Here is a 16,592-nt window from a genome sequence, read left to right on the forward strand (position 1 = left end):
GTATGGATGCGCAGCGGAAAGTCTGTGAAATAAGTCAATTTGTTGCGCGAACGATTGAGCAGCAGCCGGATGCGATTCAATGGCAGAACGGGCATGTGGTGCTGCCCACAACTGACGCTTATGCTCATACCGTGAATGATATACTCGGATCATGTGTTGACGAGCCCGAGGCTCAGCGTACACTCCGGCGAGTGCGGCAACAATGGTATGCCTCGTTAGCCGCTGCCGACTTGCTACAGCAAATCAGCGTGCCGGACATGCTTAAACACATCAGTGCGACCGCTGATGCCTTTATCAATGGGGCGCTAAACTGGCTGTATCCTCGCTATTGCGAGCGCTTTGGCACACCGCGAGATAACCAAGGCCAAGCGATGCCGTTATTGGTGATTGGCATGGGCAAGTTGGGCGGGCAAGAACTAAACTTTTCGTCTGATATCGATTTGATATTTTGTTACCCCACCCAAGGCGAAACTGACCACTCACGTAAACCAATAGAAAACAGTGTTTTCTTTACACGCCTTGCTCAGGCTTTGGTTGGCCTGCTTGACCAAATTACGGCCGATGGTCGCGTGTTTCGTGTTGACTTGCGTTTGCGGCCGTTTGGTCAGTCTGGACCTGTGGTTGCCAGTATTTCGGCGCTTGAATATTACTACCAAGAGCAGGGGCGCGATTGGGAACGCTACGCCATGGTAAAAGCGCGGTTAATTGGCGGCAGCAAAGCCTATGAGGATGAATTGAAGTCGCTGTTACGGCCGTTTGTTTATCGCCGCTATATTGATTTTTCAGCTATTGACGCTTTGCGCAAAATGAAAACCTTGATTACCCAAGAAACCCGCCGCAAAGGCCTGGAGCGTAATATAAAACTAGGCGCCGGCGGCATTCGCGAAATTGAATTTATTGCACAAGCCTTTCAGTTGATTCGTGGCGGCCAGCAACGGCAGTTACAAACCCAATCACTTTATGCTGCCTATCACGCGATTGCCGAGCTTAATATCTTGCCAGAAGCTACGGTTGAACAGCTTCTACAGTGCTATGAAAAGCTGCGCAAAATGGAACACGTGTTGCAGCAATTGAACGACGAGCAAACCCAAACACTACCCGACGATGCGCCGACTCAGCAGCGCATCAGCTTGGCATATGAGCAGCCTTGGCCTGACATTGAAGCCGATATTCGCGCGACCATGGCGACCGTGCATGAACAGTTTCAGCAGGTTATTGGTGACCCGGACGCCGAAGACGAAGAAGCAGGACAGTTGCAGTTACTTTGGCAAGATATGATTGAAGACGATACGGCCATTGATGTATTGCTTGATTTTGGCCTTGCTAAGTCGACAGCGCAGCTTATTTGGCAACAGGTGAATCAATTGCGTATGGATGTGCGTAAACGCGGCTCAGGGCCTCGTGGACGCAAAGCTATGGCGAGGTTAGTTCCGCTATTGTTAGAGCGTATTGTGCAGTTTGCTGATGCCGACTCAGTACTTGAACGAGTGTTGCAGGTGCTGCGGAAAATCATGACCCGTACCGCGTACGTTGAATTGTTAGTTGAGAACGCTGGTGCGCGAGAGCAGTTGATTAAATTATGCCGCGCCAGTTCATGGCTTACCTCGCAAATTGCCATGTATCCGCTGCTGCTGGATGAATTGATCGACCCTCAACATTTGTACCGTTTACCTGAGCTGAATGACTATCCCCGTTTGTTAGACGAATTTTTGCTGCGAATTCCTGAGCAAGAACACGATTTAGAAGCACAAATGGATGCGCTGCGACAGGCGCGTCAGGTGCTGCAATTAAAAGTTGCTGCTGCCGATATTAGTGGTGCTTTGCCACTAATGAAAGTAAGCGATCATTTGAGTTACCTAGCCGAAGCATTGATAGACAAGGTGGTTCGCTTGGCTTGGCACCAATTGGTTGAAAAGCATGGTGCGCCCCCTGAGCGAAGTGCTGACGATATGGGCTTTGCCGTTATGGCGTACGGAAAACTTGGCGGGCTTGAGCTTGGTTACGGCTCTGACCTCGACCTTGTATTCATTACTGACACCAACTACGAGGGCGATACATTGGGGCCTAAGGCCATTGGCATTCAGCAATTTTATTTGCGCCTAGCCCAGCGAATATTGCATTTATTTACCGCGCGAACGCTTGTCGGCTCGCTATACGAAGTGGATATGCGGTTGCGACCTTCCGGTAAATCAGGCTTGCTAGTAACGCGACTTGATACCTTTGCAAGCTATCTGCAAGAAGATGCCTGGACATGGGAGCTACAAGCCTTGGTGAGGGCTCGTCCGGTGTTCGGTGCGCAACCTTTACGAGACAAGTTAATCGCCCTGCGGCAACGACAAATTTGCCAACGCCGTGATGAACAACAATTACGTGAACAAGTATTGAGTATGCGCGAAAAAATGCGTGGTCACTTAGCAGCGCGGGTAAATGCCCAGCAGTTTGATGTGAAACAAGGGGCAGGGGGTATTACCGACCTTGAATTTTTGGTGCAGTATTTAACTTTACGTTTCGCTCATGAAATTCCGACGCTAGCGACCTTTACGGACAACATACGAATTCTTGAACAAGCTGAGCATAAACACTTGTTAACCAAACAAGAAAGCCAAGCGTTGATAACGGCCTATATTGCCGAACGTGAAGTTTTGCATAAGCTGGCGCTTGATGATCGAGGGTCGGTGACGCATGAAAATCTAGAGGATTACCGCCATACGGTGATCACCGCATGGCAGCATTGGTTGGGCAAGAGCTGAGTTAACGCTTATAGAGATCTGGGTCTGTGTCATTAGGGCGAGTTTTAAAGCGCCGATGAATCCACATGTATTGCTCAGGACGCTGCTGAATTGCGAACTCAACCATTTTATTTACCCGCGTAACGTCGGCTAAGTCATCCCCAGTGGGGAAGTTCTCAAATTCAGGGTAAAACGTCATGTCATAACCCGTGCCGTCGTCTCTGCGAAAACATGTCACTGGCAATACAGCGCAGTTTGCGCCATGCGCAAATAGTAGCGTCCCTGTTGTGGTGCTTGCCTTTTCCACCGCAAAAAGCGGCGCGAAAATGGTTTTTCTGCGGCCATAGTCTTGGTCTGGCAGATAACCAGCAATTTCGCCTTGGTCTAAAGCTTGTAGCATGCCTTTTACGTCGCGCCGCTGAATCATGTATTTATTCGAACGACCGCGGCCAAGAGTCTGTAAATACTCCATAACCGCGTTGTTATGCGGACGATACAAGCCAACTGCTGGCTTTACAAAGCCGTGCAATCGCGCGTGCACCTCAAGGCTTAAGAAGTGAAATAGCAACAACAACACGCCGCGGCCGTCACGCTGTGCCGCATGTAAGTGTTCAACGCCATGCACATGTAACTTGCGGCGAATGCGCCAGTCGGGCCACCACCATGCCATACCTGTTTCAAAAAATGCGATACCGGTATTTTCGAGGTTCTTACGCACCAACGGCTCTACCTCATCGGCAGGCATGTTTGGAAACGAAAGCTCGAGATTTCGACGTGCGATATCAGCTCGACGAGGCACAAAGCGATAAAACAGTCGGCCTAAAACTCTTCCCATACCGAGCTGCCATTGATATGGCAGCCACGATATAGCATAAAGAAAGCCAACACTAAGCCACGTTAACCAATATTTAGGTAATAGAAAACGTGGCTCAAAGCGGGGTTTTTCAATTATCTTCATTAATTAAGCTTGCGTTAATAGCGACTAAATCTTGCTCGCTAATTTGCCCTGATGCTTGTTTCAGAGCTAAGTACTGACGAATATAGCCATAGCGCGCGCTAGATAGATTACGGCGGGCGTTATACAAGTTGCGTGTGCTGTTTAGCACATCAACGATAGTACGTGTACCCACTTCAAAACCTGTTTGCGTGGCTTTCAATGCGCTTTCAGCTGATACTACGGCCTGTTCAAACGCGCGAATAGTCGATAAAGCTGCAACAACGTCGTAGTAAGCGCTACGCACCTGACGTTCAACATTGCGACGCACACCCTCAAGTTCTTGGCTTGCAGCAATGAAGTTTTCGCGAGCTTGGTCAACTTCTGATGATGTTCTGAAGCCCGTAAACAAAGGCACGTTCAGCGACAAACCAATTGAGTTTGAGTCCATGCGCGGTATGTTAGTTTTAATACCATCGACGGTAGTTGAGGTGTCGTTAGTCGAATAGTCGGCACTCAATGATACCGTCGGCAAATGACCATTACGCGCCAAACTTATTTGCTCATCACTGATTTCCACAGCAACACGTTGCACTAATAATTGTAGATTTTTATCTTCTGCAATTTTCACCCACTGCTGTGCGTCGCTTGGTGTTGGGGTTTCTGGCGAAAACGAGCTGGTATTTAATTGGGCTAAATCTTGATGATAACGGCCAGTAATTTCACGCAAAGATTCTTGCGCAACTTCAACCGCATTCTTGGCTTGAATTTCTGAAGCTATGGCGGTGTCGAACTGTGCTTGTGCTTCATGCACATCAGTGATTGCCGTTAAGCCTACCGAGAAACGCTGTTTTGTCTGCTCTAATTGACGTTCAATCGCTTTCTTTTCAGCTGTCGCGAACTCAAGATCATCCATCCGCTCAAGGACTGTAAAATACGCATTAACGACACGAATCATTAATTGTTGACGTGTACTTAAGTAGTTTACTTCTGCTTGATAAGCTTGTTTTTCACTAAGAGCTGCGCGATCCCAAACGTTCATGTCAAAAACGGTTTGCGAAAGACTAACGCCGGCATTCCAGGCACGGCTTTCAGAGTCAATAGTGACAAATTGCTGAGAAGTTGTGTCAAACTGAGCACGCTCCGACTCTGAGCGTGAATACCCAGCTGAGAAACTAACTTGTGGCCAAAATGCTGACTTCGTAATATCAATGCCTTTTTGCGCGGCGCGGCGCTGAGCATCAACTTGTTGTAGGGTTGGATCGTTTTGCAATGCGAGTTGAAAAACTTGTGCGAGGTCGTCAGCATAGGCAACACTTGATGTTGCGCCGATAGTTAAGCCGACTAAAACGGATAATACGTGCTTTTTCATGGGCTAGGGTGTCCTAATTATTTGAAAGCATTATCTTGCCTAAAACTTGGCAGCTATTTTACATACACTCGTGAATGTTTACTAGTTTACTTTGAAACGTCACAAATAGCATTGCGTCAGTTGCAACAGAATGGGTTCAAGTGTAACTAATTATGTGCCAAATCGGTGCTTATTTACAATTTTATTCAATCGCTTTCGCGATTAGGTGAGTACTTATATCGGTAAGTTACTGACGCAATTCAACAGGAAAAGGTTTATTGTGCAAAAATTTTCTAAAAACGACGTTAAGATTATCGAGCGACAACCGGTGCGTGAAGGCTTTTTAAGTATTCATAAACTTGTGTTACAGCATAAGTTGTTTGAAGGTGACTGGTCGCCTATTTTTGAGCGAGAAGTCATGGACCGTGGCCACGCCGTGGTGGTGTTGCCGTATGATCCCAAACAAGATGCTCTGGTTGTGCTTGAGCAATTTCGTGTTGGCGCCTTACTTGGCGCGTCAGATGAAACGCAATCACCTTGGCTGCTAGAATTTGTGGCCGGCATGTATGACGGCGACGAGTCAGCCGAGCAGGTTGCGCACCGCGAGTTATTCGAAGAGGCGGGACTGACAACCGAGCGTTTGCATTTTGCACTGAATTACCTATCTACGCCAGGTGGCTGCACTGAAGAAATATCCATTTATATTGCCGAAGTAGACAGTTCGCGAGCGCTTCGACATGCTGGGCTGGCTAGCGAGCATGAGGATATTCGTGTACATGTATTGCCATACAGTGACGTTGTCCAGTTACTTGAGCAGGGAAAAATTAACAATGCCGCTAGTGTGATTGGGCTACAATGGTTGCAATTACATAAACGCCGCTTTGAGGACTTATGACCACTGATGTGAAGTTACGCCGCTATAAATTTGATTTGGCCGCGCTGCAGCGTTTGGCCGCGTTAAATTATGCTGCGCTGAAGCCGTTGGCTGAAAGCGTGCGGAAACATGGTGCTCAAGTGATTAAAATTGGTCAGCATTTACGTTTTGCTCTCACGGTGCTTGAGTCGGCGCCATACACCACAGAAGTACGCATTGAACAACAGGCTTTGGTGACTCAATTGCCGGGGCTGAAAGAGGCGCAGCTTGATGTGCGGCTTTATCATGATGCGCAACTTGCTGAAGTTGTGCGTAGCCAAGGGGTAACTCGATTACAGCCAACCTATGACGTGCCAAATCCGCGAATGCATCATGCCAATGAAAAGCACCAAGTGAATCATTTTTTACAAGAGTGGCTGCAACTTATTAAGAGCCGAGGCTTACTACAGGAGAATTAGACAGTGCTGTTGTACTTACATGGATTTGAGAGCTCTCCGGAAAGTTTAAAGATTATTCAAACTCGCGAGTTTATCAATTCGCACCAAGCCAAATTACCCTATACAACGAAATCAGCGGTTCAATTGTTAGCGCCTCAGCAGCCATCACGTATGAGCGCAATTCGCCAAGTACTTGACGAACTGGTGGCCTCACAGCCACTGACCGCTGTGATGGGCAGTAGCCTCGGAGGGTTTTGGACGCATTACGTGGTAAGCCAGTTACATCAACGTGGTCGCACCGATGTACGTGGGGTGTTGATCAATCCAGCGGTGCAGCCTTATAACTGGATGCCTGAAGAAGCCGTAGATCGGGTTCATCCGTATACTCAAGAAGCCTATCAGTTGGACGCTAGTGACCGCCAGGTGTTAATTGAGGCGGAACAAAGCTTTGTCGACGAGGCTGATTTACTGGTGCTTTTGCAGGCTGGTGATGAGCGCTTAGATTACCGCTTAGCAAGAGATTATTATCGTCGTCAACGCATGGTGGTAGAGCAAGGGGGAGACCACAGCTTTATAGATTTTCCGCGATACCTACCCGCGGCGCTTGAGTTTCTACACGTCCTGTAACAGTATATGGGCATTCCTATAACAACGATTCCGTGCAACACGAGATAATAAAGCGCATGTCAGATTACAAAGCCGATGCGATAGAGGTCCTTAATGGCCTAGAACCGGTCCGTCGCAGACCGGGAATGTACACCGATACCACGCGCCCGAATCACTTAGGTCAAGAAGTCATTGATAACAGTGTCGATGAAGCACTTGCCGGTTACGCGCGTGAGCTAACTGTTATTTTGCACCCTGATCAGTCGCTAGAAGTTCAAGATGACGGCCGCGGCATGCCCGTAGACGTTCACCCTGAGGAAGGGGTACCCGGCGTCGAACTGATCATGACTAAGCTGCATGCCGGCGGCAAGTTTTCAAACAAAAACTACAAGTTCTCTGGCGGTTTACACGGTGTGGGTATTTCTGTTGTTAACGCACTTTCGACCCGGGTCGATGTTACGGTAAAACGTGATGGCAACGTTTACCAAATGGCCTTCGAGCATGGTGACAAGGTTAGCGATCTGGAAATTACTGGCACGGTTGGTAAGCGCAATACCGGTACGAATATTCGTTTTTGGCCAGATCCTAAATATTTCGATTCAGCAAAATTTTCCGCATTAAAGTTGACACACTTGCTGCGCGCTAAAGCAGTATTGTGCCCGGGGTTAAAAATAACCTTCAAAAACTTAGTCGATAACGACGAACAGAGCTGGTATTACGAAGATGGCCTGCGCGATTACTTGGTGGAAGCCGTACGTGAATTGCCAACGTTGCCTGAAGAGCCGTTTATTGGTGCCATGGCAGGTAACGAAGAAGCGGTTGATTGGGCCGTAACTTGGTTACCCGAGGGTGGCGAAGGGGTTACAGAAAGCTATGTAAACCTGATTCCTACCCCGCAAGGTGGTACTCACGCGAATGGTCTACGCCAAGGTTTATTAGAGGCTATGCGTGAGTTTTGCGAGTTCCGCAACCTACTACCGCGAGGCGTACGTTTGACCCCGGAAGATATCTGGGACCGTTGCGCTTATATTTTGTCAGTGAAAATGCAAGATCCGCAGTTTGCCGGACAAACCAAAGAACGGCTGTCGTCACGTCAGTGTGCTGCGTTTGTGTCAGGGGTAGTTAAAGACGCGTTCAGCTTGTGGCTCAACGAGCACACCGAACAAGCTGAGCAATTGGCCGAGCTGTGTATCAATAATGCTCAACGCCGCATGCGCGCAAGTAAGAAAGTGATTCGTAAAAAAGTCACGCAAGGGCCCGCACTACCAGGCAAATTAACTGACTGTGCAACTCAAGACCCCGCTCGAAGCGAATTATTTCTCGTGGAAGGGGACTCAGCAGGCGGTTCGGCAAAGCAAGCACGAGACCGTGATTTCCAAGCCGTTATGCCACTGCGCGGAAAAATCCTAAATACTTGGGAAGTCGAATCAGACCAGATTCTTGGTTCGCAAGAAATTCATGATATTTCTGTTGCGCTTGGAGTTGACCCAAACTCGGAAGACTTAGAACAACTGCGCTATGGCAAGGTATGTATTTTAGCCGATGCCGACTCGGACGGCTTACACATTGCGACGCTGCTGTGCGCATTATTTGTGAAGCATTTCCGTAGTTTGGTGGATCACGGCCACGTGTATGTTGCCATGCCGCCACTGTACCGAATTGACGTTGGCAAAGAGGTTTTCTATGCCCTTGATGAAGATGAAAAACAGGGCATTTTAGATCGTATTGAAGCGGAAAAGAAAAAGGGCAAAGTAAACGTTCAGCGTTTTAAAGGCTTGGGTGAAATGAACCCGCTACAATTGCGTGAAACCACGATGGACCCAAATACCCGTCGCCTTGTGCAACTCACGGTGGATGACTCGCAAGCAACCGAAGAGTTAATGGATATGTTGCTGGCGAAGAAACGCTCAGGCGATCGCCGTGATTGGTTAGAAAGTAAAGGCAATTTGGTCGATTTGGCTGAGTTGTAAGGAGCAGCACAATTATGTCAACGGAAGTTTTAGAACAAATACCTCTGCGCCGCTTTACCGAAGATGCGTATTTGAATTATTCCATGTACGTCATCATGGATCGCGCATTGCCACACATTGGCGATGGTTTAAAACCGGTTCAGCGCCGAATTATTTACGCCATGTCAGAGCTTGGCTTATCGGCGTTAGCGAAATATAAGAAATCAGCCCGCACGGTGGGTGACGTACTCGGTAAGTTTCATCCGCATGGCGATAGCGCGTGTTACGAAGCCATGGTGCTTATGGCGCAACCGTTTTCTTATCGCTACCCCTTGGTCGATGGGCAAGGGAACTGGGGTTCGCCGGATGATCCTAAGTCATTTGCGGCGATGCGTTATACCGAAGCCCGATTATCGCGCTTTAGTGAAGTACTGCTTAGCGAACTAGGCCAAGGCACTGTAGATTGGACGCCAAACTTTGATGGCACCATGAAAGAGCCGCGCATGTTACCCGCGCGCTTGCCTCATATTTTGTTAAATGGTGTCACCGGCATCGCGGTGGGTATGGCAACTGATATTCCGCCACACAACGTACGTGAAGTTGCCAATGCTTGTGCGCTGTTGTTGGAAAAGCCTAGCGCAGATTTAAGCGAAATCATGGAACACATGCGCGGGCCTGATTATCCAACCGACGCTGAAGTGATTACGCCGCACCAAGAAATCGTCAAAATTTACGAAACTGGCCGCGGCACGATTCGTATGCGGGCTAAATATTCATTAGAAGATGGCGAAGTCGTGATTACGGCGCTGCCGCATCAAGCTTCTGGCGCGAAAGTGCTCGAGCAAATAGCGGCGCAGATGCAAGCTAAAAAACTACCTATGGTGAGTGACTTACGTGACGAGTCAGACCATGAAAACCCGACGCGTTTAGTTATTGTGCCGCGTTCCAACCGGGTTGATACTGAGCAAATGATGCAGCACTTGTTTGCCACCACTGACCTTGAGAAAAACTACCGCGTAAATCTCAACATGCTTGGATTGGATGGCCGCCCGCAGGTGAAGCCAATTCTCAATGTCCTTAAAGAGTGGCTGGTGTTCCGTCAAGACACGGTGACACGCCGTGTTCAATATCGTCTTGATAAAATATTGGCACGCTTGCACATTTTAGAAGGCTTATTAATAGCCTATCTGAACATTGATGAAGTGATTGCCATTATTCGCCATGAAGACCACCCTAAGCCGGTGTTAATGGAGCGATTTGGGCTGACCGACACACAAGCAGAAGCTATTCTCGAATTAAAATTACGCCACTTAGCCAAGCTAGAAGAGTTTAAGTTAAAAGGCGAGCAAGAAGAGCTTGAAAAAGAGCGTCAGCAACTGGAATTGTTACTCGGTTCTGACCGTCGCATGAAGACGCTTATTCGCAAAGAAATTTTGGCAGATGCTGAAAAATATGGTGACGATCGCCGTTCACCGTTGGTTGAACGCCAAGAGGCCAAGGCACTGAGTGAGCGCGATTTAACCCCAGCTGAACCAGTAACCGTGGTGTTGTCGAAAAAAGGCTGGGTGCGTGCCGCCAAAGGCCATGACGTTGACGGTACTAACTTGGCCTATAAATCTGGTGATACTTACCTGGCACAAGCGCAAGGTAAGAGCAATCAACAGGTTGTGTTTTTAGATAGCTCGGGCCGCAGTTTCTCGTGTGAAGCGCATTTATTACCGTCAGCGCGAACTCAAGGTGAGCCCCTGACTGGGCGATTTAGCATGGTCGCCGGTGAAACCATCGATCAAGTATTAATGGCTAAAGATGAGCAGCGCTATTTGCTGGCCTCAGATGCAGGTTACGGATTTATCTGCCAGTTTGGCGATTTGGTAAGCCGTAACAAAAACGGTAAGGCAATTTTAAACTTACCGACAGGTGCAAAAATTTTACCTCCGAGTGCGGTAAACAACCGTGAAAATGACTTGTTGGCGGTGGTTTCCAACGAAGGCCGTATGTTGCTGTTCCCTGTTCGCGATTTACCTGAGCTGTCAAAAGGCAAGGGTAACAAGATGATCAGTATTCCAACCCTGCGCGCACAGTCGCGGGAAGAATATGTGGTGGCTGCAGCGACGGTGCCGGCCGATGCGGCAATTACGCTGCTAGCTGGTAAGCGCAAACTCACGCTGAAACCATCGGATCTTGAGCATTATCGTGGTGAGCGGGGCCGTCGTGGCAATAAATTACCGCGCGGATTGCAGCGCGTTGATGCAATTTTAGTGGAAAATACTGACTGATCGGACGTTTTTCGACGCCTAACAGGTTATACTAGCGGCCATTAAGCTTTAAGGAGATTACATGCTCGCTGTTGTACGTATTTTGCTGTTGGGCGTTTTTATTATCGTTGGCAGTACCTTATTACTTTTAATTTGTATTGTTCGGCCGTTTCACCGAAATAACACCGCGTTAGCTGCTCACTGGTATGGGCGCATGCACCGTTTATTTGGGGTGAAGCTTGATATTCGCATACCGGAATCACTGCGTAACAGTGGCCCTTATGTGTATATAGCGAACCATCAAAACAGTTATGACATTTTTACCCTTGCTCGCGCAATGCCGTTGGGCTCGGTGAGTATTGGTAAGAAAAGTTTGAAATGGATTCCGTTTTTTGGTCAGTTGTACTGGTTGGCGGGCAACATTCTGATTGATCGTAAAAACAAAGGTCGCGCTCACGGTACTATCGAGCAAGCCGCGACAGCGATTCGCAAGCGTAAGCTATCTATTTTATTGTTCCCTGAAGGCACTCGTAGTTATGGGCGCGGCTTATTGCCGTTCAAAACCGGTGCGTTTCGTACGGCTGTTCAAGCTGGGGTAGATATTGTACCTATTTGTGTGTCAAACCTTCATGGGCGCATTAAACTGAATCGCTGGAATAACGGTACCGTTATTATTGAAATGCTAAACCCAGTTAAAATTTCTGACTTTGGTGAAAATGCAGTGCGAGCTTTATCGGCCCATTGTCATCAATTGATGCAGTTAAAAATTAGTGAACTCGACCACGAGCTGGCGCAGGGGCAATAAGCGTATGGCAAATAACTTGAATGAACTCATTGCGCAAAGTGATGAAACAGTTGCAGCGTTATTGCAAGATGGCGCCAATGCAATGGATAAATTCACGATTGAACATCATCTTGTCAGTACTGACTTTACCAAGCTTGAGAAGGCGGCGGTGGAGCTGGTTAAAGCTGGCTACCATGTTGATGACGCTGACGAGTTTGAAACCGATGATGGCGCCCGAATATTTGCATTCGTTGCAGTAAGTGAAGTAAAACTAGATGCAGATATTTTGCGCATGCAGACGCAAGAAATCACAGAAGTTGCAAATATCACCGGCGTTGATTACGACGGCTGGGGCACCTACTTCGGCGAAGACGACGAAGAAGAATAAACAATGAAGCCCCGCTAAAACTAATAACAACAGGGGCTCACTTCATGATTGCGAATTTAGGTTTAATTGCCGGTTTGGGTTTATTAATCTGGCTGGCATTGCGTGGCGTTAATATCCTACTTGCGGTATTGGTCTCAATTTTTGTTATTGGTCTAAGTAACAGTATTCCCATAGCTGATATTTTTCTCAAGCACTTTCCGTTCGGAGCTTCAGGTGCTTTTAGTTTTGCTGGAAACTTTTTACTACTGTTTATCTGCGGTGGTATTTTCGGCCGTGTTATGGCGGCAAGTCACGCAGCTCAAGGCGTTGCAGTGGCGATAACACAGAAACTCGGACAGCAACGCGCACTTTGGATAGCCATGTTAGTTTGTGCGCTGCTTACCTATGGCGGTGTGGTGGTGTTTGTGGTGATGTTTACCATGTACCCCATCGGAGTGTCATTGATGCAGAGCGCTAATATTCCTCGGCGCCTGTATGCGGCAGCCATTGCTCTAGGTGCTGGTACCTTTACCATGACAGCACTGCCGGGTACCCCATCCATTCATAATGTGATTGCCGCACGTAATTTAGGTACCGATCTTTTTGCTGGTGGTTGGCTTGGGGTTATGGCCGGCGTAGTGATGGCGGTGCTAGGCATGTGGTATCTACAACGGCAATGGCGTCGCGCTAGTGCTAACGGCGAAAACTACCAAGCTAACGACAAAGATAAGCAAATGGCAGCGTTAGCGCCAGCAACCGATCAACGCCTACCAGGCTTAGTGAAATCGCTATTACCTATTGTTGCGGTATTGGCTACTATTGTTGCGCCACGTGCGCTACAAGCCTTTGGAATACAGTCACAGTGGCAACAGTTCGCTTTAGGCCAACCGGTGCTGTGGGCAAGCTTTGCACTGTTGGCTGGCAGTGTATTGTGTTTGGTCATGTTCGTGCCGGTACGCAAACGCTTTGTCACAGTCGCGGGGCAGGGGGTTGATGATGCCATGTTACCGTTGATCAATACCGCAGCGGTAATTGGCTTTGGTGGTGTCGTGATTCAAACAGCCGGTTTTCATGAGTTTGCCGCATGGCTGCTAGGCCTCGATATTCCCGCTTTATTGTCGGTGTTTATTTCTGCAAACCTGATATCTGGAATTACCGCATCAGCATCGGGTGGGTTACAGATATTTATGTCAAGCCTAGCGCCTGCTTATATTGAAGCTGGGGTTAGCCCAGACCTGCTGCACCGTATCGCTAATCTGGCTGCTGGCGGTCTCGATTCTCTACCACATTCGGGAGCTGTTATTGCGCTGTTAACCTTAATGGGGCTAACCCACAAAGACGCCTATAAAGACATCTTTGTGGTCACGGTGATTATTCCAATAATAGCTGCATTGCTTGCGGTATTGATTGCATTGGCGTTGTATTAATTACAACGCCGCAATTTTTTCCCGCTGTTGCTGCAGTTGGTGCAGGGTTTCTTGAGCTTCTGCTTGTTTCGCACGTTCTTTTTCAATTACTTCCGTTGGCGCTTTGCTGACGAAGTTTTCGTTGCTTAATTTACGGGTAAACAAGTCGAATTCTTTCTGCGCTTTCTCAATAGCTTTATCAAGTCGCGCTAGCTCTGCTGCCGTATCAATTAAGCCAGCCATAGGAATGTTTATTTCCATGCGGCCCACAAGAGCTGTTGCGCTCGCAGGGGCTTCCTCGTCGGCTGCTAAGAAAGTAACTGATTCAAGCTTAGCCAAGGCACTTAAGAAGCTTTGGTTCTGCTCAAGCCGCGTTTGAGCGGTCGCATCGGCGTTCTTGAATAGCACCGGTAACGGCTTGGTTGGTGACAAGTTCATTTCGCCACGAATGTTACGTACGGCAACGATAACTTGTTTTAACCATTCCATATCGGCACTGGCTGTTGCAAAGCGCTGCGGTTGCACCTGTGGGTAGGCTTGCAACATGATGGTGTCGGCGTTGATACCTACCAATGGTGCCACGCGCTGCCATATTTCTTCGGTAATAAATGGCAACAATGGATGTAACAAGCGTAATAACTGCTCAAGCACCGTCACCAGCGTGTGGCGTGTGCCACGCAGCTGCGCTTCGCTGCCATTAAATAGCACCGGCTTGGTGAGCTCAAGGTACCAGTCACAGAACTGGTTCCAGGTAAACTCATAGGCAATCGCGGCAGCTTGGTCAAAACGATAGGTATCAAGCGCATGACGGAATTGCTTGGTGGTGTCATTGAGCTGCTCAATAATCCACTGGTCGGCCAACGATAATTCAAGTTCACCACTTGGTTTGCCATCGCGTACACCACAGTCTTGGTCTTCGGTGTTCATCAGCACATAGCGGCTAGCATTCCATAACTTGTTGCAGAAGTTACGGTAGCCCTCTAAGCGCTTCATGTCCCAGTTAATGTCGCGACCGGTTGAAGCTAATGCAGCTAGGGTAAAACGCAATGCGTCAGTGCCGTGTGCGGCAATGCCCTCAGGGAACTGCTTTTCGGTGCGCTTCTTAATTTTAGCCTCTAGCTGCGGTTGCATCATATTGGCCGTGCGCTTATTCACCAAGGTATCGAGATCGATACCGTCAATCATGTCGAGCGGGTCTAGTACGTTGCCCTTAGATTTCGACATTTTTTGACCTTCTTCGTCACGAATCAAACCGGTGACGTAGACGGTTTTAAACGGTACTTGCGGTTTGCCGCTCTCGTCTTTTAAGAAGTGCATGGTCATCATGATCATGCGCGCAACCCAGAAGAAAATAATGTCAAAACCAGTCACCAACACGTCGGTTGGGTGGAAGGTTTTTAAGTCATCCGTGTTATCTGGCCAGCCTAACGTTGAGAACGTCCACAAAGCTGACGAGAACCAAGTATCTAAAACGTCGTCATCTTGGCGCAACGGTGTGTCACCAAGGTTGTTGTCACGGCGCACTTCGTCTTCATCACGGCCAACATAGACGTTGCCTTGGTCATCATACCAAGCAGGAATGCGGTGTCCCCACCAAAGCTGACGCGAAATACACCAATCTTGAATGTCGCGCATCCAAGCAAAATACATATTTTCATACTGCTTCGGCACAAACTGAATATCGCCGTCTTCGACTGCTTTGGTTGCAACTTCTGCCATTGGAGCCACGCGTACGTACCATTGGTCAGTCAAATGTGGCTCAATGGGCACGCCACCGCGGTCACCATAAGGAACCTTGTTGGTGTGTGCTTCGGTTTTATCAAGCAAACCAAGCGCGTCAAAATCAGCAATAATTTTCTTGCGTGCGGCAAAGCGCTCAAGCCCTTGGAAGTCGGCTGGTAAGGTACCGTCAAAACCGTCAATTTCGGGCAATGACTCGCCCGTAGGCGTGTATAAACCAGCAACGTCGCGAACATTCGCATGGTCGTCCAACACGGCAATCATGGGTAGGTTGTTACGCTTACCAACGTCATAGTCATTAAAGTCATGGGCGGGGGTGATCTTCACACAACCGGTGCCAAATTCTTTATCGACATAGGTGTCGGCAATGACTGGAATGCGGCGGCCAACAATGGGGAGCTCAACAAATTTGCCGACCAAGCTTTGGTAGCGCTCGTCGTCGGGGTGCACCGCAACACAAACATCACCGAGCATGGTTTCAGGGCGTGTGGTGGCAACCACTAAGTAGTCTTTACCGTCGGCGGTTTTGGCGCCGTCAGCAAGGGGGTAACGCAGGTGCCAAATATGGCCTTGCTGTTCTTTGTTTTCTACTTCTAAGTCAGAAATAGCAGTTTGTAATTTCGGGTCCCAGTTAACTAGGCGCTTACCGCGATAAATCAGGTTTTCTTTATGCAAGCGCACAAACACTTCTTTAACGGCATTCGATAAACCGTCGTCCATGGTGAAGCGCTCGCGGTCCCAGTCAACTGAGTCGCCTAATCGGCGCATTTGTGAGGTAATGGTACCGCCTGATTGTGCTTTCCAGTCCCAAATTTTATCGATAAAAGCATCGCGGCCCAGTTCTTGACGGGTGACGCCTTGTGCGGCTAATTGGCGTTCAACCACCATTTGCGTGGCAATACCGGCGTGGTCGCTACCAACCTGCCACAAAGTATTAAATCCGTCCATGCGTTTATAGCGGGTGAGGGTGTCCATGATGGTATGCTGAAACGCATGCCCCATGTGCAAGCTGCCCGTGACATTTGGCGGGGGGATCATGATGCAGTAGGCATCGCCTTGACCCGACGGTTTAAAATAACCGCGCTCTTCCCAAGTTTTATAAAGGGCTTGCTCAATCGCTTGCGGGGAATACGTTTTATCCATAGAAATAGTCACTTCGT

At 48.5% G+C, this 16,592-nt stretch carries 12 protein-coding genes; 9 read left to right on the forward strand and 3 right to left on the reverse strand.

Features of this window, described 5'->3' with window-relative positions:
- The first annotated feature begins 2 nt into the window (after nucleotides 1-2).
- Complete coding sequence (gene glnE / locus BM334_RS08325) at nucleotides 3-2,750, forward strand: bifunctional [glutamate--ammonia ligase]-adenylyl-L-tyrosine phosphorylase/[glutamate--ammonia-ligase] adenylyltransferase (protein WP_092840741.1); 2,748 nt, start codon at nucleotides 3-5, stop codon at nucleotides 2,748-2,750.
- 1 nt (nucleotide 2,751) lies between these two features.
- Here glnE and lpxL read toward each other — a convergent pair whose 3' ends face one another.
- Both lpxL and tolC read right to left on the reverse strand, forming a co-directional pair.
- Nucleotides 2,752-3,681 carry an LpxL/LpxP family Kdo(2)-lipid IV(A) lauroyl/palmitoleoyl acyltransferase gene (gene lpxL / locus BM334_RS08330; RefSeq protein WP_092840957.1) on the reverse strand — a complete coding sequence of 310 codons (930 nt, stop codon included), beginning with the start codon at nucleotides 3,679-3,681 and terminating at the stop codon, nucleotides 2,752-2,754.
- Nucleotides 3,674-5,035 (reverse strand): outer membrane channel protein TolC, encoded by a 1,362-nt coding sequence (gene tolC, locus BM334_RS08335; protein WP_092840743.1) that lies wholly within the window; start codon nucleotides 5,033-5,035, stop codon nucleotides 3,674-3,676. Before tolC ends, lpxL begins: the two co-directional genes overlap by 8 nt.
- A 259-nt stretch (nucleotides 5,036-5,294) precedes the next feature.
- On the opposite strand from tolC, the gene BM334_RS08340 reads away from it, so the two are divergent.
- From BM334_RS08340 to BM334_RS08375, 8 genes are all read left to right on the forward strand, one after another.
- Nucleotides 5,295-5,909, forward strand: a complete 615-nt coding sequence (locus BM334_RS08340; RefSeq protein ID WP_092840745.1) for an NUDIX domain-containing protein — start codon at nucleotides 5,295-5,297, stop codon at nucleotides 5,907-5,909.
- Nucleotides 5,906-6,346, forward strand: coding sequence for a DUF1249 domain-containing protein (locus BM334_RS08345; protein ID WP_241970966.1), 441 nt, complete (start codon nucleotides 5,906-5,908; stop codon nucleotides 6,344-6,346). The genes BM334_RS08340 and BM334_RS08345 overlap by 4 nt, the downstream gene beginning before the upstream one ends.
- A 3-nt stretch (nucleotides 6,347-6,349) precedes the next feature.
- Complete coding sequence (locus tag BM334_RS08350; protein WP_092840747.1) at nucleotides 6,350-6,952, forward strand: YqiA/YcfP family alpha/beta fold hydrolase; 603 nt, start codon at nucleotides 6,350-6,352, stop codon at nucleotides 6,950-6,952.
- 56 nt (nucleotides 6,953-7,008) lie between these two features.
- Nucleotides 7,009-8,901 (forward strand): DNA topoisomerase IV subunit B, encoded by a 1,893-nt coding sequence (gene parE, locus BM334_RS08355; protein ID WP_092840749.1) that lies wholly within the window; start codon nucleotides 7,009-7,011, stop codon nucleotides 8,899-8,901.
- A 14-nt stretch (nucleotides 8,902-8,915) separates the two neighbouring features.
- Nucleotides 8,916-11,156, forward strand: a complete 2,241-nt coding sequence (parC, locus tag BM334_RS08360; RefSeq protein WP_092840752.1) for a DNA topoisomerase IV subunit A — start codon at nucleotides 8,916-8,918, stop codon at nucleotides 11,154-11,156.
- Nucleotides 11,157-11,217: 61 nt separating this feature from the next.
- Nucleotides 11,218-11,940 (forward strand): 1-acylglycerol-3-phosphate O-acyltransferase, encoded by a 723-nt coding sequence (locus BM334_RS08365; protein ID WP_092840754.1) that lies wholly within the window; start codon nucleotides 11,218-11,220, stop codon nucleotides 11,938-11,940.
- Between the two features lie 4 nt (nucleotides 11,941-11,944).
- A complete protein-coding gene (gene rraB / locus BM334_RS08370; RefSeq protein ID WP_092840756.1) occupies nucleotides 11,945-12,307 on the forward strand; it encodes a ribonuclease E inhibitor RraB in 363 nt (120 codons plus the stop codon).
- Between the two features lie 44 nt (nucleotides 12,308-12,351).
- Nucleotides 12,352-13,713, forward strand: a complete 1,362-nt coding sequence (locus tag BM334_RS08375; protein ID WP_092840758.1) for a GntP family permease — start codon at nucleotides 12,352-12,354, stop codon at nucleotides 13,711-13,713.
- On the opposite strand, the gene BM334_RS08380 is transcribed toward BM334_RS08375, so the two are convergent.
- Nucleotides 13,714-16,575, reverse strand: coding sequence for a valine--tRNA ligase (locus tag BM334_RS08380; protein ID WP_092840760.1), 2,862 nt, complete (start codon nucleotides 16,573-16,575; stop codon nucleotides 13,714-13,716).
- Between the last annotated feature and the right edge of the window lie 17 nt (nucleotides 16,576-16,592).

Source organism: Pseudidiomarina donghaiensis, from assembly GCF_900116895.1.
GTDB classification, from domain to species: domain Bacteria; phylum Pseudomonadota; class Gammaproteobacteria; order Enterobacterales; family Alteromonadaceae; genus Pseudidiomarina; species Pseudidiomarina donghaiensis.